A 21,629-nucleotide genomic window follows, 5' to 3' on the forward strand; every position below is an offset into this window, starting at 1 on the left:
ACCACCTGATGGACGGCCAGACCAAGGTTGCGGTGATCTACTACAGCGCCACCGGCATCACGTACCAGATGGCGCAGTCGGCGTGCGAGGCCGCCGGGGAGGCCGGTGCCGAGGTCCGCCTGCGCAAGGTGCGGGAACTCGCCCCGGACGAGGCGATCCGGTCCAACTCGGGCTGGCAGGCGCACCGGCTGGAGACCCAGGACGTGATGGAGGCCGAGCCGGACGACCTGTCGTGGGCCGACGTGGTGATCTTCGGCTCGCCGACCCGGTACGGCATGATCGCCGCGCAGCTCAAGCAGTTCATCGACACCACCGGCCCGCTGTGGGCGCAGGGGGCGCTGGCCAACAAGGTCTACTCCGGCTTCACCTCGACGGCCACCGCCAACGGTGGGCAGGAGTCGACGCTGCTGGCCCTGTTCAACGTCTTCTACCACTGGGGCGGCATCGTGGTGGCGCCCGGGTACACCGACCCCAGCCAGTTCGTCGCGGGCAACCCGTACGGCGCCTCGCACACCAGCAACAACGGGGAGATCCCGCCGGACCACGTGGCGCTGGCGGCGACCGCGCTGACCGCGAAGCGGGCCGTGGAGATCGGTACCGCGCTGCGTCGGGGCCTGGCGGCCGGCTGACCAGGGTGGAACAGCGGTCGGGGCCGGACGGGTCCGCTCCCGTCCGGCCCCACCGGCTAGCCCCGCTCCGTCGCGGCCCGGTCCGTCGGGTGGTGCGTGGCCAGCGTGCGCTCCGGGCGGGCCAGCAGGTGTGCGAGCAGGTCGGCCAGGACGGCCAGGCCGTCCGGGCTGAGCACCGACTCCGGGTGGAACTGCACCCCGGCGAAGCCGGGGCCGCGCAGCGCGTGCACCGCGCCGTCGGTGTCGTCGCGGGCCACCTCGACCGGCCCGTACCGGGTGGGCAGCCGGTCGGTGTCGGCCAGCGCGGTGAACGTCGAGTAGAAGCCGACCCGGCGGCTCGTGCCGAAGAGCCGGATCCGCCGCTGCACCCCCTGGTAGGGGCTGGCCCGCCGGTGCAGGGGCAGGCCGAGCAGCCCGGCGAGGACCTGGTGGCCCAGGCAGACCGCCAGGGTGGGCCGGCCGGCGGTGAGCAGCCCGGTCAGCAGCGTGCGCAGCGCTGCGGTCTTCGGTTCGTCGCCGCCCGGGTCACCGGGGCCGGGGCCGACCACCACCAGGTCGTGGGGGTCGAGGGGGCCGGGCTGTTGCCAGGGGCGGACCTCGACGGTGAGGCCGAGGGCGGTGAGCTGGTGGGCCAGCATCGCGGTGAAGGTGTCCTCGGCGTCCACGATCAGCGCCCGGCGTCCGGCCAGGCCGGGCAGCACGGTGCTGCCGGGTGGGCGCTGGTCCAGCCAGAACCGGGCCAGCGGCTCGTTGCGGGCGGCCAGTGTGGCGCGGACCTCGGGGTCGTCGGCGAGGCGTACCGCCGGGTCGGGGCCGGCGGCGGGGGCGTCCGGGCCGAGTCCCAGCGCGGCCAGCACGCCGGCGGCCTTGGCGTGGGTCTCGGCGACCTCCCCGGCGGGGGTGGAGTGGCGGACCAGGGTGGCGCCGACCTTCACCCGCACCTCGCCGGTGGGGGCGAACTCGGCGGTGCGGATCAGGATCGGCGCGTCGAGGGTCTGCCGGCCGGCGTCGTCGCGGCCGAGCAGGGCCAGCACCCCGGCGTAGTGGCCCCGGCCGGTGCGTTCGTGCCGGGCGATCACCCGGCAGGCGTTCTCCATCGGGCTGCCGGTGACCGTCGGGGCGAACATCGTCTCCCGCAGCACCTCGCGCACGTCCCGGGAGCTGCGGCCGGCGAGCAGGTACTCGGTGTGGGTCAGGTGCGCCATCTCCTTCAGGTACGGGCCGACGACCTGCCCGCCGTGCTCGGCGACCCGGGCCATCATCTTCAGCTCCTCGTCGAGCACCATGTACAGCTCCTCGACCTCCTTGGGGTCGTGCAGGAACCGCAGCAGGGCGGCCCGGTCGGCAGTGGTGCCGGTGTGCCGGAAGGTGCCGCTGATCGGGTTCATCATGACCAGCCCGTCGTCGACGCTGACGTGCCGTTCCGGGCTGGCCCCGACCAGGGTGCGGGTGCCGGTGTGCACGAGGAAGGTCCAGTACGCGCCGCGTTCGCGGGTCAGCAGCCGGCGCAGCGCGGTCAGCGCGGCGCGCAGCGGCGTCCCCTGCGCCCGGGCGGTCAGGGTGCGGTGGATGACGAAGTTGGCCCCCTCGCCGCGTCCGATCTCCTCGGCCAGCACCCGGGCGACGGTGGCCGCGTACTCCTCGTCGGTGCTGTCGAACGCGGCGTCGGTGGCGACCAGCGGGTCGGCCGGCAGCGCGGCGAGCGCCCGTGCCGTGCCGATCCGTTCGGCGGCGTCGACGACCAGGCACTCCAGGGGGGTGCCGTCGTCGACGCAGGCGAACCCGCGTTCGGTGACCTGCCGGTAGGGCACCAGGGCCAGGGTGTGCGGCCCGGCCCCGGTGGCGGGCAGCGGGATGTCGGCGAGCCGGTCGGCCACGCGCAGCGTGCCGGTGAACAGGTCCAGGTGGTCGGCGCCCTCGCGGCGGACGAGGGCGAACGGCCCGGGGTCGCGGCCGTCGGTGACGGCGGCGAGCAGGTCGGGCAGGCGGGACATGGGGTGCTCCTCGGGGCTCGGGTGCCACCGTCGGGGGCGGCCCGGGAGCCGGGAGGGACCGGCGGCCGCCTGGTCGGCGGCCGCGTCGGGGTAGCTACGCGCGGGAGGTGGCCGCCGGGTCGGCGGGCCACCAGCAGGACGTCAGCGCGGGCATGTGCCCACCCTACGCGGCGGGGGCGGCGACCGGAAGCGTTGCGGCGACCCGACCGGAGGCAGCGGTCGGGCGGGACTGCCGGCAGCGGCGGACAGGGCCACCGGCAGCCGTGGTCGGGACGATCGGAAACGGTCCGCGGGGTCGATTCGCGCCGGACCGGGTTCCCGCACCCGCCCGGCTGGGTACGGTGACCCGCGATGAGGATTCTCGCGCTGGACCTGGGGACGTCCTCGGTGCGGGGGCTGGTGCTCGACGCGGACGCCGAGGTGCTGCCGGGTGCCCTGGTCCGGCGGCGGACGGCGGTGAACACCACCGACCACGGGGCGGGGACCCTGGACGGTGCGGGTTACCTGGCCGGTCTGGTGGAGTGCCTCGACGAGTTGGGGGCGGGCGGGCACCTGCGCGGGGTGGCGCGGGTGGCGGTCTGCGCGCAGTGGCACTCGGTGGTGCCGCTGGACCGCCGGGGCGCGCCGCTGGGGCCGGTGCTGACCTGGCTGGACACCCGGGCGGTGCCGCCGCCGGGGGCGGTGGGGCCGGTCGACGCGGACGCCTTCCACCAGCGCACCGGCGCCTGGTGGCACCGGACCTACTGGTCGATGCGGCTGCCCTGGCTGCGGGAGCGCTCCTCGGTCCCGGTGGCCCGGTTCGTCGGGCTCGCCGAGTTCGTGCTGGCGGCGCTGCTGACCGAGGCGCCGATGTCGATCTCGTTGGCCTCCGGCACCGGCCTGCTCGACCTGCGCAGCCTGGACTGGGACGCGGAGGCGTGCGAGCTGGCCGGGGCGGGCCCGGGGGAGCTGCCGGAGCTGGCGCCGACGTCGTGGTCGGGCCGGTTGCGCCCGGAGTACGCGCGGCGCTGGCCGGACCTGGCGGGGGCGCGCTGGCAGGCGCCGATCGGCGACGGTGCGGCGTCCAACATCGGGTCGGCCTGTGTCGACGGGAGCCGGGCGGCGGTGACCGTGGGGACCTCGGCGGCGGTGCGCATGATGCAGGCGGTGCCCGCCGGGGTGCCGCTGCCGCCGCTGCCCGAGCGGCTCTGGCGGTACCGGGTGGACCACGACCACGTGGTCACCGGGGCGGCGTACTCCTCCGGGGGGAACCTGTTCGCCTGGGCCGACCGGGAGCTGCGGCTGCCCTCCGGCGCGGAGTTGGACGCGGCGCTGGCCCGGGTGCCGGCCGACGGTGGGACGCCGACCGATCCCCGGCTCGGTGGGGACCGGCCGCCGGGCCTGGCCCCGGCGGGATCCGGGCGGATCGGTGGGCTCAGTTTCGGGACCAGCGCAGTGGAGATCCTGGCCGGGCTGATGCGGGGGCTCTGCGACCAGGTCGCCGAGGACCTGACGGTGCTGGAGTCCACGGTGGATCGCACGGTGACGGCGGTGCTGGGCGGCGGCGCGTTGGCGGCGTCGCCCTGGTGGCGGCGGGCTTTCGGGGCGGCGCTCGCGCCGCGCACGGTGTGCTGGCAGCCGGATCCGGAGATCGGCGCGGCGGGTGCCGCGTTGGCCGCGGTGGGCCGGTTGACCGACGCCGCGGAGCCGGTCGACATCGGCCGGATGGATGAGCCGCATCCACCGACCACGCCAGCTTCCGCGCGCCCTGCGTATCCTTCCTGAGCCGCATCTCCCCCCGGGGCGTTGACACAGCTCACAGGCCTGGTTGGATAAAGCCCGCTCGCCGGCTCGCGGTTTGAGCGGCGGCGAGGCGAGGAGGCAGGGTGGGCACACGTCCCGACGCGAATCCCGGTGGGGTCTCCAGCCACCGCCGGCGCAGGTTCGACGTCCGGGTCGTGCCCCACCGGCGGCGCTCCGCGTTGCGGCTGCGGGACTGGCGGATGGGCACCAAGCTCACCGCCGTGTTGATCATCCCGTCGTTGGCGTTCCTGGTGCTGGCCGGCGTGCAGACCGCCAGCCTGGTCGGGCGGACGACCACGTTGAGCGACTTCGCCGGGCAGGTGGCCGTCGGTGTGGAGATCAACGCCGCGGTGCACGCCTTGCAGCAGGAGCGGGACCGCACCGCCGGGGAGCTGGCCGAGCTGCGCGCGTCCGGCCGGCGGCTCAGCGGTGACGCGGCGGCCAGTTCGTTGCGGCCGTTGCAGGAGGCGACCGACCGGGCGATGGCGGACCTGCGCCGGGCCGCCGCGCCGCTGGCCGACTCGGACCCCTCCTGGCAGATCGCGTACGCGGAGGTGCTGGAGGCCGCCGAGCAGGTGGTCTTCATCCGGGGTGCGGTGCCGGCGGCGGTGCTGAGCAGCGACACCATCCTGAGCAACTACCACCGGGCCATCAACACGCTGCTCGACCTGCTCGCCGAGCCGTCCCCCGGTGAGGGGCAGCCGGTGCTCACCGACGCGGTGCTGCGCTACGTGCAGTTGGCCCGGGTCAAGGAGCTGTCCTCCCGGGTCAGCGCCCAGTTGCACGAGGCCGCCCGCGCCGGCGAGTACGGCCTGGAGGACCAGGTCACCCTGACCGACCTGCGGGCGCAGCAGCTCACCGCGCTGGGGGCCTTCCGGGTCGCGGCGACCAACGGGCAGATCGCCCGTTACGACCGGGCGTCGGTCGACCCGGCCTTCGTCGCGGCCACCACGTTGGAGGAGAAGAGCCTGCCCGGCGACGGCAGTGAGGCGGCGGTGCTGCCCGCCGGGGAGTGGTGGTCGGCCAGCGAGCAGCGGCAGGCGCTGCTCGGGCAGGTGCTGTCCGGTGTGCTCGACGACGCGGTGACCCAGGCCGAGGACGCCAGCGGCAGCCAGTTGCGGCAGACCCTGCTGGTGGCCGGGGCGGTCGCGACCGTGCTGGGGGCGGCGGTGCTGACCTCGGTGCTGATCGGCCGCTCGATCGCCCGGTCCATGCGTCAGCTACGTGGTCAGGCCCTGCGGATCGCGCAGGTGGAGCTGCCCGACACGCTGGACCGGCTGCGCACGGTCAGCGGTGGGGTGCCGGAGATCGAGGTGGCCCCGGCGGTGGTCCGGTCCCTCGACGAGATCGGCGAGCTGGCCGAGGCGTTCGTCGCGGTGCACCGCAGCGCGGTCAGCGTCGCGGTGGAGCAGGCGACCATGCGGCGCAACGTCAACGCGATGTTCGTCAACCTCGCCCGCCGCAGCCAGGTCCTGGTCGAGCGGCAGTTGAAGCTCCTCGACGACCTGGAGCGGGAGGAGAGCGACCCGGACCAGCTGGAGAACCTGTTCAAGCTGGACCACCTCGCGGCGCGGATGCGCCGCAACGACGAGAGCCTGCTGGTGCTGGCCGGGACCGATTCGACCCGGCGGTGGAACCGGCCGGTCGGGCTGGGCAACGTGCTGCTGGCCGCCAGCGCGGAGATCGAGCAGTACCAGCGGGTGCGGCACGACTCGGTGGTGGAGCTGCAGCTCGTCGGGCACGCGGTGGGTGACCTGGTGCACCTGGTGGCCGAGCTGCTGGAGAACGCCACCTCGTTCTCCCGTCCGGAGACCACGGTGGTGGTCAGCGCCTGGGCGGAGGAGGACGGGGTGAGCGTCCAGATCACCGACCAGGGCCTGGGGATGAGCGCCGCCGCGCTGGCCGAGGCGAACGCGTTGCTGGCCAGTCCGCCGGCAGCGGACGTGGCCGCCTCCGAGCGGATGGGTCTGTTCGTGGTCAGCCACCTGGCGGTGCGCCACGGTGTCCAGGTGCGGCTGCATCCGGGGGAGTCGGCGGGCCTGGTGGCCCGGATCCGGCTGCCGGGTGGCCTGCTGGCGCCGGCGGGGTCGATCGAGCTGGACCTGCCGGGGATGGTGGTGGGGTCGCCGCCGGTCTCCCTGGTGGACGCGCCGACCGTCGCCACCAACACGCCGGGCGGGCCGGCCGCCGGTGCGCCGGTGGGGTCGCCGGTGTCCGGGCCGGTCGGCGCGCTCGACGAGGCGATCGCCCCGGAGGTGGCGGAGCTGCCGGTGGCGGGGCGCCGGCCCCGACCGACGACGGTGCCCCGGCCCGCCCGCACGGTGCCGGTGCGCGCCGAGGACGTGCTCGCCCCGGCCGCCGGGCGGCCGGAGAAGAGCGGGTGGTGGTCCCCGAAGGGGCCGGCCCCGTCGATGACGCCGTCGGGGGCGCCGCCGGAGCAGCCGGTGACCGGGGGCATCAACGCGCAGGGACTGCCGGTGCGGGTACCGATGGCGCAGCTCGCCTCGGTGTCTCAGTCGGCGCGGCCGGAGCAGCCGGCACCGAGGTACGAGCCCGACCCCGAGGCCGTCGGCGGGATGCTGTCGCGCTTCTACAGTGGGGTGCGCCGGGCCGAGAACGAGGAGACCACCGAAATAATGATGCCGCCGGCCGGCGTACGCAGTGAAGGGGGACACCAGTGACGACGACACTGAGCCAGGAGGCGCGCGACCTGAGCTGGCTGGTCAGCGCGTTCACCGAGCGGGTGCCGGGTGTGGCGCACGCGATCGTGGTCTCCTCCGACGGGTTGCTCGTGGCGATCTCCGACAACCTGCCCCGGGACCACGCCGACAAGCTGGCGGCGGTGACCTCCGGGTTGATGAGCATCACCGCCGGGGCGGCGCAGATGTTCGACGGTGACATCGTCAAGCAGACGGTGGTGGAGATGGGGCGGGGCTACTTCCTGGTCATGCAGATCCGGGACGGGTCGATCCTGGCCACGCTGGCCGCCGGGGACGCCGACATCGGCGTGGTCGGGTACGAGATGGCCCGGCTGGTGAAGCAGGCGGGGGAGATCCTCACCCCGGCGTTGCGCGCCGAACTGCAGCAGGCGCTGCCGCGCTGAGCCACCGGTGCGGGGGCGGCCCCGACCCTCGGGTCGGGGCCGCCCCCGTGTCGTGCGGCGGTCAGACGCCGTTGTCGCGGATCACCTGCCGGTACCAGTGGGCGCTGCGCTTGAGGATGCGGCGCTGGGTGGGGTAGTCGACGTAGACGATGCCGAAGCGCTGGTCGTAGCCGGCTTCCCACTCGAAGTTGTCCAGCAGCGACCAGACGTGGTAGCTCTCCAGCGGCACCCCGGCGGTGATGGCCCGGTGCGCGGCGCTGAGGTGGTCGCGCAGGAAGTCGACCCGGGCGGCGTCGTCGACGGTGCCGTCGGCGGCGAGGACGTCGATGGTGGGCAGCCCGTTCTCGGTGACGGTGAGCGGGATCGGCCCGTAGTCGCGGGTGACCCGGGTGAGGATGTCGTAGAAGCCGTCCGGGTAGATCTGTTGCCAGGCCGCGACCGAGGTGGGCCAGCGGCGCTCGGTGCCGCCGTCGGCGGTGACGTAGATCGGGGTGTAGTACTGCACCGCGAGCAGGTCGACGGGGGCGGAGATGACGGCCAGGTCGCCGTCGGCGATCCCCCGGACGAGCCGGCTGTCCGGCCCGAGGTCGGCCAGGACGTCGCTGGGGTAGCTGCCGCGCAGGATCGGGTCGAGGTAGAGGCGGTTCTCGTACCCGTCGTAGAGGCGGGTGGCGGCGGCAGCGGCCGGTGAGTCGTCGGCGGGGTAGCAGGGGTGCAGGTTGATGGCGGGGCCGATGCGTCCCGGCTCGCCGGTGGCGCGGAAGGCCTGCACGGCCAGCCCGTGGGCGAGCTGGAGGTGGTGGGCGACCAGGTAGGCGGCGTCCGGGTCCTTCTTGCCGGGGGCGTGGTGGCCGGTGAGGTAGCCGTTCTGCACCACGGTCTTGGGCTCGTTGACGGTGAGCCAGACGGGGATCCGGTCGCCGAGGGCGCGGAAGACGGTGTCGGCGTAGTCGGCGAAGCGGAGGGCGGTGTCCCGGTTCTCCCAGCCGCCGGTGTCCTGGAGGGCCTGGGGCAGGTCCCAGTGGAACAGGGTGGCCATCGGGGCGATGCCGCGTTCGTTGAGGCCGTCCACCATGCGCCGGTAGAAGTCGAGGCCGCGCTGGTTGGGCTTGCCGGTGCCGTCGGCCTGGACGCGGGGCCAGGAGATGGAGAACCGGTAGCTGTGCAGCCCGAGGTCGCGCATCAGGTCCAGGTCCTCGGGCCACCGGTGGTAGTGGTCGGCGGCCACGTCGCCGGTGTCGCCGTTGAGGGTGCGCCCGGGGGTCCGGCTGAAGGTGTCCCAGACCGACTCGCCCCGGCCGTCCTCCTTCGCCGCCCCCTCGATCTGGTACGCGGAGGTGGCCGCGCCCCAGCCGAAGTTCTCCGGGAAGCGGAGCACGTCGCGCGGCGCGGGGGCCGGGTCGTGCTCGTCGCCGGAGGCGGTGTCCGCGCCGGGCCCGGTGGCGCCGGCCGCGAGGGCGGCGGCGGCACCCAGGGGGGTGCCGGTGGCACCGGTGGGCGCGGGGAGGGGCGCGGCGCGGTGGAGCAGGCGCCGCCGGGTGAGTATCGACATCGGGTGTTCTCCTCACAGCTTTTGCCTGCCACCGACGACCGGGAGCGCTCCCATACTAGGGTAGGCGCGGCCGGTCCGCGGCACTGCGTGCGGTGAGCCGCGTTCGTGGCGGCATGGTCACCGGCAGTCGGCGGCCGGGCGGGGAAAGGTGGGGCGGTCGACGGCGTCTGCCGAGGTCGACGCGCCCGGCGGGGGTGCTGCCGGAGGCGAACGAGGTCGGCGGGGTGCGCCGGTACAGCGATCGAGGCCGGCCGGGTGGCATACGCCTGTCCCGTCGGCCTCTTTTCCCGTCAGAGACGGAGGGTTAGTGTGGGGACGGGGGAGGGCAACCCCCGTCCCCAGCATTGGTACAGCACACGCACTGTGATTGTGGGATCCGCGTGCGTGGTGCGCGGGAGCCGGGCCACGCGAGTGGCTCTGGTTCCACCTCCCTCCATGTCGGTGGGTCATCGGCTGGCGGCGGCGTCCGGGCTTGGCCCGCCGTCAGCCATTGGGGCTGGTCCGGGGTCGTCCGAGGACGGCCCGGGCAGAACGTAACCTACATCTCCGTCGATGGAAGCGCTCCCATCGGCGATGCAGCGACTGTAACGCCCGTCACCGCTTTGTGAAAGCCCCTAAACGAGATTGAAACATCCGGTGGGTCCGGCCTTGTTGTGGGAGCGCTTCCATGCGAGACTGTCGAACTACTGCGACGCGGAGCCAGTGCGCGCGAGTGCGGGTCGCCGAGGGCAATCCGGTCCCTGACCGGGTACGGCACCCGACGACGGTGGGTCCCTGCGGGGGTCCGCCGAGCCCGGCCGATACCGCCGGGTTACCACCCCATTCCGGGCGCCTCCGTCCCCTACGTGTGACGCACGCGTGGAGGCGCTCTGCCGGGACTCGCGCCCGGCCTGGCCCGAGGAGACACCGCGCACATGAAACTCATGGCAAGACGTCGCCGGCTGGCGATGCTCGCCGCCACCGCGCTGGCCGTCGGCGGGGTGACCCTGCCCGCTGGTCCCGCGCAGGCCGCCCCCGCCTGCGACGTGGTCTACGCGACCAACGACTGGGGCAGCGGCTTCACCGCCAACGTCACCATCAAGAACCTCGGTGACGCGATCAACGGCTGGACGCTGAAGTTCGCCTTCCCCGGCAACCAGCGGGTCACCCAGGGCTGGTCGGCCCGGTTCACCCAGACCGGCAACGAGGTGACCGCGACCAACGAGGCGTGGAACGCCAGCCTCGCCACCGGCGCGTCGACCAGCATCGGGTTCAACGGCACCTACACCGGCAGCAACCCGAAGCCCACCTCGTTCTCGGTCAACGGTGTCACCTGCGGCGGCACGGTGCAGAAGCCGCCGACGGTCACCCTCAACGTGCCCGCCGGCCCGTTCGTGGCCCCGGCGGACGTGCCGCTGACCGCCACCGCGGCCGACGAGGACGGCACGATCAGCAAGGTCGAGTTCTACCGCAACGGGCTGCTGGTCAACACCGACACCACCGCCCCGTACGCGTACACCCTCGAGGACCTGCCGGCCGGCAACTACACCGTCCAGGCCAAGGCGTACGACAACGCCAACCTCAGCGCGGTCTCCGAGAAGACCTTCACCGTCAGCCCGGCCACCGGGCCGACGCTGGTGGCGACCCCCTCGGCGGTCAGCGTCAACGAGGGCGGCAGCACGACGTTCAACCTGAAGCTCAGCGGCGCCCCGTCGGGCAACGTCCCGGTCACCCTGGCGCGCACCGGTGACTCGGACATCACCGTCTCGCCGACGTCGCTGACCCTGACCACGGCCAACTGGAGCACCGGGGCCACGGTCACCGTCGCCGCGGCCGAGGACGCCGACACCGTCGGCGGCACCGCGACGATCACCGCCTCGGCCACCGGGTACGCGCCGCTGGCGATCACCGCGACCGAGATCGACAACGACGTGCCCGGTGGTGGCGACAACGTCTACGTCGAGCGGTTCCTCCAGCAGTACGGCAAGATCAAGAACTCCGGGTACTTCAGCCCCGAGGGCGTGCCGTACCACTCGATCGAGACCCTGATCGTCGAGGCTCCCGACCACGGCCACCAGACCACCTCGGAGGCGTTCAGCTTCTGGCTCTGGCTGGAGGCCAACTACGGGCGGGTGACCCAGAACTGGGCGCCGTTCAACAACGCCTGGACGGTGATGGAGAAGTACATCATCCCGTCCAACGCCGACCAGCCCACCGCCGGCTCGCCCGGCACCCCGCAGTACGCCGCCGAGCACGACCTGCCCAGCCAGTACCCGTCGGCCCTGGAGCCGAACGTGCCGGTCGGCCAGGACCCGCTGCGCAACGAGCTGCAGGCCGCCTACGGCACCGGCAGCATCTACGGCATGCACTGGCTGCTCGACGTGGACAACGTCTACGGCTACGGCCGCTGCGGCGACGGCACCACCCGCCCGGCGTACATCAACACCTTCCAGCGGGGCACCCAGGAGTCGGTGTGGGAGACCGTGCCGCAGCCCTCCTGCGACACCTTCCGCCACGGCGGCCAGTACGGCTACCTGGACCTGTTCATCAAGGAGTCCAACGCCCCGGCCAAGCAGTGGAAGTACACCAACGCCCCGGACGCCGACGCCCGCGCGGTGCAGGCCGCCTACTGGGCGCTGGTCTGGGCCAAGGAGCAGAACAAGCAGGCCGACGTCGCCGCCACGGTCGCCAAGGCCGCCAAGATGGGTGACTACCTGCGGTACGCGCTGTTCGACAAGTACTTCAAGAAGGTCGGCAACTGCGTCGGGGCCAGCACCTGCCCGGCCGCCTCCGGCCGCGACTCGGCGCACTACCTGCTCTCCTGGTACTACTCGTGGGGCGGGGCGTACGAGGCCAACCAGAACTGGTCGTGGCGGATCGGCTCCAGCCACAGCCACTTCGGCTACCAGAACCCGTTCGCGGCCTGGGCCCTGACCAACACCCCGGAGCTGGCGCCGAAGTCGCCGACCGCGGCGGCGGACTGGACCAAGAGCCTGGAGCGGCAGCTCGAGCTGTACACCTGGCTGCAGTCCGCCGACGGCGGCATCGCCGGTGGCGCCACCAACAGCTGGGGCGGCCACTACGGCCAGCCGCCGGCCGGCACCGCCACCTTCCACGGCATGTACTACGACGTGGACCCGGTCTACAACGACCCGCCGTCGAACCAGTGGTTCGGCATGCAGGCGTGGTCGATGCACCGGATCGCCGAGCTGTACCAGCAGACCGGCAACGAGCGCGCCAAGGCGCTGCTGGACAAGTGGGTGCCGTGGGCGATCGCCAACACCACCCTGGGCGCCAACTGGTCGATCCCGGCCGACCTGAAGTGGACCGGCCAGCCCACCACCTGGGCCGGCTACCCGCACACCAACCCCAACCTGCGGGTCGAGGTCCTCTCGACCGGCCAGGACGTCGGCATCGCCGCCGCCTACGCCCGGACCCTGATCGCGTACGCGGCCAAGTCGGGCAACACCGCGGCGAAGAACACCGCCAAGGGGCTGCTGGACGCGCTGCACGCGGCCAGTGACGCACAGGGTGTCTCCACCCCGGAGACGCGCGGCGACTACCGCCGCTTCGACGACACCTACAACGCCTCGACCGGCCAGGGTCTGTACATCCCCCAGGGCTGGACCGGGCGGATGCCCAACGGCGACGTGATCGCCCCGGGCAAGAGCTTCGTCGACATCCGGTCCTTCTACAAGAACGACCCGGCCTGGCCGAAGGTGCAGGCGTACCTCGACGGTGGGCCGGAGCCGGTCTTCAACTACCACCGGTTCTGGGCGCAGGCGGACGTGGCGATGGCCTACGCCGACTACGGCAAGGCGTTCCCGAACGGGTGATCGGAGTTCCTCCGGGCGGACGGCGGCGTCCGTCCACCCGGAGGTGCCGACCGGATCCGGGGATGGACGACTCCCGGTCGGCAGCGGGCCTGATTCCCACGATCAGGCCGTGGTGGGCCGGTCGTCCGGCCAACGCAGCGGCGCGGCCGGCCCACCACACCCACACCGTCCGGCGTTCGGCGGTGAAACGCGAGGACATCCCATGGATCCGGATGAAAAAAGGCGGGCCCGTGGGATAACGCTCCGGCTCAAAACGGAGTAACGTACGTCACCGGAGAGGCCGCTCCCCCCGTGGCGGCCTCTCCCTCAACTCCACCGGGCCCCGCAGCATCTGCTGCGGGGCCCGGCTGCGTCCACGGCCCGTCCGGCTGCGCCTGCGGTTCCTGCGCCTGTGGCTGCGGTTCCTGCGCCTGCCGTCCGCTGGGCGCGGTCCGCGGCCCCTACGTCTGCTCTGCCCGCGGCGGGGGCTGAGATCCGTGCGGCGGGGGCGGCGACCCGGCCGGGTGCCGCAGCCCCGGGTGCCCGGCCGGCAGCGACCGCTGGATCACCAGCCAGCTCACCGCCAACGCCGTGGCCACCAGCGGCCAGGTCAACGCGACCCGGGCGACGACCAGCGCGACCACCTGCCCGCCCAACCACAGCGGGACGAAGACCGCCAGGCGCAGCACGTAGGTCGCCGCCCACACCCAACTGCCCCGGGCGTACGCGCGCACCAGCGCCGGATCCCGCCGCCACCGGCCACGCTGACCGAGCACCGCCCCGACGATCACCCCGAGCAGAGGCCAGCGCACCACGATGCTGACCGCCCAGGCGAGCGCGCTGGCGGCGTTGGACAGCAACTGGAGCAGGAAGAAGTCGGTGGCCCGGCCGGTGCGCAGCGCGATCAGCGCGGCCACGCAGACAGCCAGCAGCCCGATCAGCACCGAGCGGGGCCGGTCGCCCCGGTGCAGCCGCCAACCGGCCAGCACCACCCCGGTCGCCACGGCGGCGCCCACCCCGCCCCAGAGCGAGTGGCCGCCGGCGAGCCACCCGACGGCGAACGCCACCGGCGGCAGCGTCGCGTCGACCGCGCCCCGCCGCCCGCCGAGCAGGTCCGCCAGCGACTCCGGCCGCTCCTGCTCCTGCGCCGGTCCCTGCGCCCGCTCCTGCGCCCGTTCTTGGTCCTGTCCCTGCTCCCGACCTGTGGTGCCGGTCACGTCACCCCCCTCGCCGTCCACTCCACCTAAGCACCCGACACCACCGGCGGGCCACCGGACCTCCGGTGGTGTCAGGCCGCTACGGTGTGCGGGTGCGAGCGACGGCAAGGGGTTGGACCGCGGTCTGGTTGGTCGTGCTGGCCCTCGTCCAGGTGGCCGCCTTCCTCGCGGTGTGGCACCTCGCCGTGCACACCTTCCTCGGCCAGTGGCTCGACACGGTGGCGCTGACCGGCAACAAGATCGGCCAGAGCCGCATCGAGAGGCCGATGGACCACGTCCTCAACGCGATGTCGGTGGTCTCCCTGCTGGCGGCCACCGCCGTGATCGGGTTCATCGCGCTGATCCGGGGCCGGGTGGCGCTGGCCATCACGGCGACCCTGCTCATCGCCGGCGCCAACGTCACCACCCAACTACTCAAGTACGGACTGGCCCGGCCCGACTTCGGCGTCGACCCGGAACGGGCGTTCGTCGGCAACAGCCTGCCCAGCGGGCACACCACCGTGGCCGCCTCGGTGGCGATGGCGTTGATGCTGGTCCTGCCGCCGAAGGTCCGGGTCCTCGGGGCGTACCTCGCCGCCGGCTACGCGGCCATCGCCGGGGTGGCCACCCTCTCCGCCGGCTGGCACCGCCCCAGCGACGCGGTCGCGGCGTACCTGGTGGTCGGGGTCTGGACGGCGCTGGCCGGCCTGCTGCTGCTGATCACCCAGCGGGAACAGGCCGAGATCGCCCCCGAGGACGCCCACCGCAAGGCCGCCGTGGTGCTCGGCGTGGCCGGCGTCCTGGCGCTGTGCGTCTCCGCCCTCGCCCTGGCCTGGCTGGTCGACCTGCCCCGGGTCGCCCCGGAGGCGCTCACCCGGCGACCGCTCTTGGCCGGGTACGCCGGCAGCGCAGCCGGGATCGTCGGCGCCATGGCGGTGGTGGCGGCGCTGGTGCTCGCCGTCGTGCACCGGCTGGTCCCCCGGCACAAGGGCTGACCGCCCGCCCCGCCACGACCCCACCCCCGGAGGGCCGGTGGCCGGCCGGGCGGCACGGCTCAGCGGTAGTACGTCCCCACGGTGGTGCCGCTGGCGATCTCCCGCCCGGCGACCGCCCGGTGCACGTCGTCGGCCTGCGGCGCGCCGGACAGGTCCAGCGGGGCGCCGAGGGCGAACAACCGGAAGAAGTACCGGTGCGCCTCGTCGCCCTGCGGCGGGTTCGGGCCGCCCCACCCGGTCCCGCCGAACCCGTTGGGCCACTCCCGGCCACCCGGCGGGACGGTGCCCTCGGCGACCCCGTCGGAGGCCGGCGCGATCCCGGTGACCAGCCAGTGCAGGAACGGATGACGTCCGGCGTCCGGATCCTCGACGAGCAGCACCAGTTCGGCGGTGCCGTCGGGCACCCCGGACCACTCCAACGGCGGCGAGACGTTCCCGCCCTCCTGGGCGAACCGCCCCGGCAACAGGTCGTGGTCGGTGAACGCGGTGCTGCGCAGCATGATGCCGGCCATGTGTCGCCCCCTCCTCTGCCCGTCCGGCGGCGGGTACCCGTGCCGGGCCCGGCGAAACCGCCCACCCCCGCCGGTCGCGGGCGGCGCGACGGGGGTGGTGCGCCGGGCCGCCCGCGACCGCGCGCATGATCGGGGACAGCCCGGCCGATGCCGGACGGGCACGGGGGAGGGGGGCGGCCGTGGAGACGGTACGGATGGCGTTGCGGGTCGAGTGCGAGCGGTTGGCCACCGTGCTGCGTGGTCTCGACGGGCCGGACCTGGGGCGGGCGACCGGCTGCCCGCCGTGGACCGTGCGGGACCTCGTCGCGCACGTGCACACCGGCGTCGGCCGGCTGGTCGACATGCTGGCCGCCCCGCCACCCGAGCGGGCGCGGGTGGACGCGACCGGGTACTACGGGGCCGACAAGTTCGCCCCCGAGGTGGACGCCGAGCGGATCGACAGCGCCCAACGGGCCGCCCGACAGCCGGCCACCGGACCGGAACTGGCCGGGCGTCTCCTGGACGCCTGGCGGGCCACCGACGCGGCGGTCGCCCGGCAGCCGGCCGGCCGGCTGGTCCGGACCCGCCACGGCGATCCGATGCGGCTGGACGACTTCCTCGCCACCCGGGTCACCGAGGTCGGGGTGCACGGCCTGGACCTGGCGTACGCCCTGGACCGGACGCCGTGGCTGACGCCGGACGCGGCGGTGGTCGTCGCCGGGCTGCTGACCGACGGCCGGGACCTGCCCGCCGGTCTGGACTGGGACCGGCTCACCCTGATCCGCAAGCTCACCGGCCGGGCCCCGCTGACCGACGCGGAACGGTCCACCCTGGCCGGCGCGGGTCTGCGGCCACCGGCCTTCGCGGCGGACTGACCGCCCCGCCCGGCAGCGCACCGGTGCCGGTCCGGTCGGGCCCCGGTTCATCGACGCCGGGTGGGGGTGTTGCCGGGGCGGCGTGGCGCGGGCAGGATCGAGCGGTGACGACGCGATGGGGCATGACGGTGCCGCTGGACCGGATACCGCTGGCCGAGCACGCCGACGTCTACGCGACCCTGGCCCGGGCCGGCTTCACCGACCTGTGGTCCTCCGAGGTCAACGGCGCCGACGCGTTCACCCCGCTGGCCCTGGCCGCCGCCTGGCAGCCCGGACTGCGCCTCGGTACGGCGGTCGCGCCGGTGTTCACCCGGGGCCCGGCGCTGCTGGCGATGAGCGCGGCGGCACTGGCCGAGGCCGCCCCCGGCCGGTTCGCCCTCGGGATCGGCGCCTCCTCACCGGTGGTCGTGCAGGGCTGGAACGCCACCCCGTACGTGGAGCCGTACCGGCGGACCCGGGACGTGCTGCGCTTCCTGCGGGCGGCGTTGGCCGGGGAGACCGTCGACGAGGCGTACCCGACGTTCACCGTCGGTCGGTTCACCCTGGACCGTCCCCCTGCGGTGCCGCCGCCGCTGCTGCTGGCCGCGCTGCGCCCCGGGATGCTGCGGTTGGCCGGGGCGGAGGCCGACGGGGTGATCCTGAACTGGCTGGCCGCCGGGGACGTGCCGCAGGCGCTGGCGCAGGTGCAGCCGAGCCGGCCCGGGTTCGAGGTGGTCGCCCGGATCTTCGTCTGCCCGACCGAGGACGCCGCGCACGCCCGCGCGCTGGGCCGGCGGCTGATCGCCGGGTACCTCACCATCGGCGCGTACGCCGAGTTCCACCGCTGGCTGGGGCGGGCCGAGCAGCTCGGGCCGATGTGGCGGGCCTGGGCGGCCGGTGACCGGCGGGGCGCCGCCGCGGCGGTCCCGGACGACCTGGTCGACGAGCTGGTGCTGCACGGTTCGCCGCAGCGGTGCCGGGAGCAGGTCGCCCGGTACGTGGCGGCCGGGGTGCGGGTGCCGGTGCTGGCGGTGCTGCCCACCCCGGAGCTGGTCGCCGGTGGCGCGGCGGCCCTCGCCGACCTGGTCACCCGCCTCGGCCCGCCGGACGGCTCGGACTCAGCGACGGCGGGGGAGCCGGCGTGAACCTCACCGAACGGGTCGTGGTGGTCACCGGGGGAGCGGGCGGCATCGGCGCGGCCCTGGCCCGCCGCTGCGTCGCCGAGGGGGCGACGGCGGTCGTGGTGGCCGACCTCGACGCCGCCGCCGCGCGGGAGGTCGCGGCCGGGATCGGCCGGCCCGCGTCCGCGCAGGCGCTCGACGCCGCCGACGAGGAGCAGGTGCGGGCCCTGGTCGCCGAGGTCGAGCAGCGGTACGGGCGGATCGACCTGTTCTGCGCCAACGCGGGCGTGGCCACCGGCGCGGGGTTGGACGCCGACGCCGCCGACTGGGAGCGGTCCTGGCGGGTCAACGTGCTGTCCCACGTGTACGCCGCGCGGGCGGTGCTGCCGGGGATGGTGCGCCGGGGCAGCGGGTACCTGCTGCACACCTGCTCGGCGGCGGGCCTGCTGACCGCGGTCGGCGACGCGCCGTACACCGCGACCAAGCACGCGGCGGTGGGGTTCGCCGAGTGGCTCTCCATCACGTACCGGGACCAGGGGGTGCGGGTCAGCGCGCTCTGCCCGCAGGGGGTGGACACGCCGATGCTCACCGACGGGCTGGCCGCCGGGCACCTCGGCGCGCAGGTGATCGCCGCGTCCGGTGCGGTGCTCGACCCGGACGTGGTGGCCGACGCGGTGATCGCCGGGCTGGCCGAGGAGCGGTTCCTGATCCTGCCGCACCCGGAGGTGGCGGCGTACGCCCGGCGGCGGGCCGAGGACCCGGACGGCTGGCAGAGCGGGCTGCGGAAGCTGGTCCGGCGACTGCGCGGCTGAGCCGGCCGGCGGTTCCGGGCATCGGCGCGCCGGGATGGGCGGCGGCTGACACAATCGACGCGTGTCCACGCAGCGGAACCGCCGACGGAGGAACCCGGCCATCGTCGGTGCGGTCATCGCGGCAGCGGCCACCGTGGCCGCCGCCGTCATCCCGGTCACCGTCGAGCTGGTCCGGGGCCGGCTGGCCGGCGACGCGCCGCCGGTCGCGTCGGCGTCCCCGTCCGGGCCGGCGGCCTCCCCGCCCGCGTCGGCGGAACCCCCGACGGTCGGGGTGACCGGACCCGGTACCCCGTCGCCGACCGTGGGCGCGGCCCCGCCGTCGGGCGGGCCGTCCAGCCCGGCGCCGGGCGAGGCGCCGCCCGAGGCCGGGCAGCAGTCGCTGACCGAGTTGCCGGAGGTGGACGACTTCGAGGGCTGGCAGCAGGAACCGCAGGTCGTCGCCGGCAGGCGGTACGACACGGTGCTCTCCGCCTCGCCGTGCTGGCTCAACGACAACTTCACCGCGACGTTCGTGACGAGCCGTGGATACTCCACCCTGGAGGCGCGGGTGGGGGTGGCCGACGACTCGGTGCCGGCGCCGCTGCGCTTCGCCGTGCTCGTCGACGGCAAGTCGGTCTTCACCACCAGCGTCGGGCTGGGGCGTACCCGGGCGGTCAAGGTGGACGTCAGCGAGGCCACCCAGGTGGGCCTGCGGATCAGCACCACCAGCACCGACCAGTGCCACGACAACAACGTCGGCGTGTGGATCGACCCCCGGCTGCGCCGCTGACCGGCCACGCCGCGCGGCCGGTTGTGCCGTGGCGTGCCGCACCGGCGGCCGGGGTCCGACTGGTGCCCGGGGCTAGCGTCGCCAGCGCAGTGGGCCGGGGTGCACCGACCAGAGCAGGCGTCGCCACCACGGGCGGGCGGCCCGCAGCGCGGCGACGTACCCGCCGGCCACCGCCGCCGCCCCGTCGGCCTGCTCGCCGGTCGTGCTGCCGGGCGCGAACGCCACCTGGTTGAGCAGGTCGGCCAGGTCGTCCACGGCGGGGCCAGCCGAGGCCGGGCCGCCCGGGACTGAGGCGGCCGAGGCCGGGCCGGCTGACGCTGAGGTGCCTGAGCCTGAGTCGACCGATGCTGAGTCGGCCCACGCCGGGCCGGATCCCGGTGGGGCGGGTGGGGTGCCTGGACGCTGCGGGGTGCGGGTCGCGCGGGCCTCGGTGAGCACCGTGCGGGCCTGCGCGGCCACCTCCGTGGCGGCCAGGTCGCCGCCGACCGGGTGGCCGGCCAGCCGCAGCGCGTCGGTCACCTCCCGCCACGCCCCGGCGATCCGCGCCGCCGGGTCGCCACGCCCCAACCGGGCGCGGGTCTGCGCCCGGCGCATCGCGGCCAGCACCAGCAGCACCCCGGTCAGCAGCAGCAGGGCGCCGCCGGCCCCGCCGCCGACCAGCACCACCGGTGGTACGCCGCCGTCGGTGTCGGTGCGTCCGGGGGCCGCCGCCGGGGGTGGGGTGGGCGTCGGCTCCAGGGTGGGCTCCGGGACGTCCGGGGGCGGGGTCTCCTCCGGGCGGGGCCGGAAGTCCTCCTCCACCGGGCGCGGTTCCTCGTCCGGCCGGGGCATCGGGTCGAACGGCACCCAGCCCAGCCCGGTGAAGAGCACCTCCGGCCAGGCGATGGCGTCGGCAGCCCGCACCGGGCCGTCCCCGCCGGGCCGGAAGCCGACCACGACCCGGGCGGGCAGCCCGCAGAGCCGGCCCAGCACGGCGAACGCCGCCGCGAACTGCTCGGAGGTGCCCTGCTGCCCGCCGCCGTTGCGCGGCCCGACGAGGAAGAACTCCAGGTTCGGGTACGCGTGCCCGCTGGGCGCGTCCGCCACCACCCGGTAGTGCTCGGCGAGGAACTGCTCGATCGCGCTGGCCCGCGCGTACGGGGCGCTGTTCTCCTCGGCGAGTTGGGTGGCGAGGCGGCGCAGCGGTTCGGGTACCCCGTCGGCGACCCGCAGCACCCGGGCCACCGGGTCGCCGGCCGGTACGTCGGCGGTGGCGAGGAGGTTCAGGTCCGGGCGTTCCCGGGCCGAGGTCACCGTGTACCGCAGCCCCGGGGTCAGCCCCTCCGGCCGGATCAGCGTGCCGGTCTGCGGGTCGTACGCCACCCGCGCGCCGGTGACCTCGCGGGGGGTGGGGACGGCGGGCAGCAGCCGGCCGCTGAGGTCGGCGACGGTGATCTCCTGCCGGATCTCGTCGACGGTAGTGTGCGGCGGGGGTTCGGTGGCGGGCAGGATCCGTCCGGCGTTGCGGTAGGTCGCCCCGACCCGCCAGGTGACCCCGTCGTAGTCGCTGAGCACGGCGAGCCGGATGCGGGGTGGTGTGCTGCCGCCGGCGGGGCCGCCGGGGCGGGTGGTGTCGACCTCCAGCAGTCGTTGGTCGGGGTTGAGCGCCCAGCCGGAGATCCGGATCAGCGGGTTCTCGTCGAGCGAGTCCACCTGGGGTGGTTCCACGTACCGGCGGGGGTCGACCGGCCGGCGGTCGACCAGGGCGGCGACCGCCGGGCCGACCACGGCGGTGGCGGCGACCACCAGCACCACCCCGGTGGCCGAGGCGACGGCGAGGCGGGCCCGCACCGCCGGCGGGGTCGCGGGTCCCGGGGCGGTGGGGGCGCCGCCGGGCCCGGTGGGGCCGCTGTCCGGCACGGCCAGGCCGACGGCGGCGACCGCGACGAAGGCCACCGCCGGCCAGATCGCCGGGTCCGCGTTGGGGCCCACCACGTAGAGGGCCCCGGCGAAGAGCGCCGCCGGGGGCAGGTAGCCGAGCAGGACCCGGCCGGCCCGCAGCGCCACCTCGGCGGCGGCGAGGCCGGCCAGCCAGGCGGCGACCAGCGGCACCAGCACGGTGTCGGGGGTGGGTTCGACCGGGATCATCGCGGTGAGCAGCCGGGGGATCGCGTTGCGGGCGGCGTCGGCGGTCACCTCGACGAGCCCGCCGGGCAGGTCGGCGGCGTCGGCGGCGAGCCGCACCGACCACAGCGTGTACCCGGCGAGGGCGGCCACCGACAGGGGGGCGACCAGCCAGGACCGCAGGCGGCGGGCGGCGACGCTGACCAGGACCGAGCCGGCCGCCGCGCCGACGACGAGGCGGGTCAGCAGGTCGTCGGCGTACACCCGGCTGAGGACCGTCCCGGCGAGGGAGACCAGCGCGACCAGGACCAGTGGCGGCACGGCGGCCCGCAGCAGCCGCCCGGTCCGCGACCCGCGCGCCGGGCCCGCCGGGTCCGGTGCGGCCCGCGTCGTCTGCGGTCCCGTCGCGTGCGGCGGTGCGGCGTGTGTCATGG

15 protein-coding genes are annotated in these 21,629 nt (G+C 74.9%); 10 read left to right on the forward strand and 5 right to left on the reverse strand.

All coding sequences use genetic code 11. The annotated features are described in order from the left end of the window. Positions 1–8 precede the first annotated feature (8 nt). Positions 9–629, forward strand: coding sequence for an NAD(P)H:quinone oxidoreductase (gene wrbA, locus ACQUFX_RS04380; RefSeq protein ID WP_428964739.1), 621 nt, complete (start codon positions 9–11; stop codon positions 627–629). Positions 630–685: 56 nt separating this feature from the next. Here the strand turns inward: wrbA and ACQUFX_RS04385 are convergent, their stop codons facing one another. Beyond that, complete coding sequence (locus ACQUFX_RS04385; protein ID WP_428964740.1) at positions 686–2,623, reverse strand: anthranilate synthase family protein; 1,938 nt, start codon at positions 2,621–2,623, stop codon at positions 686–688. A gap of 351 nt (positions 2,624–2,974) precedes the next feature. On the opposite strand from ACQUFX_RS04385, the gene ACQUFX_RS04390 reads away from it, so the two are divergent. The 3 genes from ACQUFX_RS04390 (at position 2,975) to ACQUFX_RS04400 (ending at position 7,508) form a co-directional block, all read left to right on the forward strand. After that, entirely contained in the window at positions 2,975–4,387 is a 1,413-nt protein-coding gene (locus tag ACQUFX_RS04390) for an FGGY family carbohydrate kinase (protein WP_428964741.1), read from the forward strand. A 101-nt stretch (positions 4,388–4,488) separates the two neighbouring features. Further along, positions 4,489–7,086, forward strand: a complete 2,598-nt coding sequence (locus ACQUFX_RS04395) for a sensor histidine kinase (RefSeq protein WP_428964742.1) — start codon at positions 4,489–4,491, stop codon at positions 7,084–7,086. Beyond that, positions 7,083–7,508: a roadblock/LC7 domain-containing protein gene (locus tag ACQUFX_RS04400; RefSeq protein WP_428964743.1), complete on the forward strand. Its 426-nt coding sequence runs from the start codon at positions 7,083–7,085 to the stop codon at positions 7,506–7,508. The genes ACQUFX_RS04395 and ACQUFX_RS04400 overlap by 4 nt, the downstream gene beginning before the upstream one ends. A 61-nt stretch (positions 7,509–7,569) precedes the next feature. Here ACQUFX_RS04400 and ACQUFX_RS04405 read toward each other — a convergent pair whose 3' ends face one another. Further along, a complete protein-coding gene (locus ACQUFX_RS04405) occupies positions 7,570–9,060 on the reverse strand; it encodes a GH1 family beta-glucosidase (RefSeq protein WP_428964744.1) in 1,491 nt (496 codons plus the stop codon). A 923-nt stretch (positions 9,061–9,983) separates the two neighbouring features. On the opposite strand from ACQUFX_RS04405, the gene ACQUFX_RS04410 reads away from it, so the two are divergent. Continuing rightward, positions 9,984–12,875, forward strand: a complete 2,892-nt coding sequence (locus ACQUFX_RS04410; protein WP_428966857.1) for a glycoside hydrolase family 48 protein — start codon at positions 9,984–9,986, stop codon at positions 12,873–12,875. 440 nt (positions 12,876–13,315) lie between these two features. Here ACQUFX_RS04410 and ACQUFX_RS04415 read toward each other — a convergent pair whose 3' ends face one another. After that, positions 13,316–13,966 carry a DUF3159 domain-containing protein gene (locus tag ACQUFX_RS04415; RefSeq protein ID WP_428966858.1) on the reverse strand — a complete coding sequence of 217 codons (651 nt, stop codon included), beginning with the start codon at positions 13,964–13,966 and terminating at the stop codon, positions 13,316–13,318. Between the two features lie 191 nt (positions 13,967–14,157). Here ACQUFX_RS04415 and ACQUFX_RS04420 point away from each other — a divergent pair, with 191 nt between their 5' ends. Continuing rightward, the gene (locus ACQUFX_RS04420; RefSeq protein WP_428964745.1) at positions 14,158–15,045 is read left to right on the forward strand and encodes a phosphatase PAP2 family protein; all 888 of its coding nucleotides are present in this window, start codon (positions 14,158–14,160) and stop codon (positions 15,043–15,045) included. A 59-nt stretch (positions 15,046–15,104) separates the two neighbouring features. On the opposite strand, the gene ACQUFX_RS04425 is transcribed toward ACQUFX_RS04420, so the two are convergent. Then, positions 15,105–15,557, reverse strand: coding sequence for a YbhB/YbcL family Raf kinase inhibitor-like protein (locus ACQUFX_RS04425; RefSeq protein ID WP_067364692.1), 453 nt, complete (start codon positions 15,555–15,557; stop codon positions 15,105–15,107). Between the two features lie 194 nt (positions 15,558–15,751). Between ACQUFX_RS04425 and ACQUFX_RS04430 the strand changes: the two genes are divergently transcribed. The 4 genes from ACQUFX_RS04430 (at position 15,752) to ACQUFX_RS04445 (ending at position 19,092) form a co-directional block, all read left to right on the forward strand. Next, positions 15,752–16,411, forward strand: a complete 660-nt coding sequence (locus tag ACQUFX_RS04430) for a maleylpyruvate isomerase N-terminal domain-containing protein (protein WP_428966859.1) — start codon at positions 15,752–15,754, stop codon at positions 16,409–16,411. A gap of 122 nt (positions 16,412–16,533) precedes the next feature. Then, complete coding sequence (locus tag ACQUFX_RS04435) at positions 16,534–17,535, forward strand: LLM class F420-dependent oxidoreductase (protein WP_428966860.1); 1,002 nt, start codon at positions 16,534–16,536, stop codon at positions 17,533–17,535. Further along, the gene (locus tag ACQUFX_RS04440) at positions 17,532–18,323 is read left to right on the forward strand and encodes an SDR family oxidoreductase (RefSeq protein WP_428964746.1); all 792 of its coding nucleotides are present in this window, start codon (positions 17,532–17,534) and stop codon (positions 18,321–18,323) included. The genes ACQUFX_RS04435 and ACQUFX_RS04440 overlap by 4 nt, the downstream gene beginning before the upstream one ends. Before the next feature lie 61 nt (positions 18,324–18,384). Next, positions 18,385–19,092: an NPCBM/NEW2 domain-containing protein gene (locus tag ACQUFX_RS04445; protein ID WP_428964747.1), complete on the forward strand. Its 708-nt coding sequence runs from the start codon at positions 18,385–18,387 to the stop codon at positions 19,090–19,092. Between the two features lie 72 nt (positions 19,093–19,164). Here the strand turns inward: ACQUFX_RS04445 and ACQUFX_RS04450 are convergent, their stop codons facing one another. Then, the gene (locus ACQUFX_RS04450) at positions 19,165–21,627 is read right to left on the reverse strand and encodes a transglutaminase family protein (RefSeq protein ID WP_428964748.1); all 2,463 of its coding nucleotides are present in this window, start codon (positions 21,625–21,627) and stop codon (positions 19,165–19,167) included. Between the last annotated feature and the right edge of the window lie 2 nt (positions 21,628–21,629).

This window comes from Micromonospora fluostatini (genome assembly GCF_050410825.1).
GTDB classification, from domain to species: Bacteria; Actinomycetota; Actinomycetes; order Mycobacteriales; family Micromonosporaceae; genus Micromonospora; species Micromonospora rosaria.

Coding starts and splice junctions, on each gene's coding strand:
- ACQUFX_RS04410 (WP_428966857.1), top strand. CDS start 9,984: ATGGCAAGACGTCGCCGGCTGGCGATGCTCGCCGCCACCGCGCTGGCC.
- ACQUFX_RS04425 (WP_067364692.1), bottom strand. CDS start 15,557: ATGGCCGGCATCATGCTGCGCAGCACCGCGTTCACCGACCACGACCTG.
- wrbA (WP_428964739.1), top strand. CDS start 9: ATGGACGGCCAGACCAAGGTTGCGGTGATCTACTACAGCGCCACCGGC.
- ACQUFX_RS04450 (WP_428964748.1), bottom strand. CDS start 21,627: ATGACACACGCCGCACCGCCGCACGCGACGGGACCGCAGACGACGCGG.
- ACQUFX_RS04435 (WP_428966860.1), top strand. CDS start 16,534: ATGACGGTGCCGCTGGACCGGATACCGCTGGCCGAGCACGCCGACGTC.
- ACQUFX_RS04430 (WP_428966859.1), top strand. CDS start 15,752: ATGGCGTTGCGGGTCGAGTGCGAGCGGTTGGCCACCGTGCTGCGTGGT.
- ACQUFX_RS04385 (WP_428964740.1), bottom strand. CDS start 2,623: ATGTCCCGCCTGCCCGACCTGCTCGCCGCCGTCACCGACGGCCGCGAC.
- ACQUFX_RS04405 (WP_428964744.1), bottom strand. CDS start 9,060: ATGTCGATACTCACCCGGCGGCGCCTGCTCCACCGCGCCGCGCCCCTC.
- ACQUFX_RS04390 (WP_428964741.1), top strand. CDS start 2,975: ATGAGGATTCTCGCGCTGGACCTGGGGACGTCCTCGGTGCGGGGGCTG.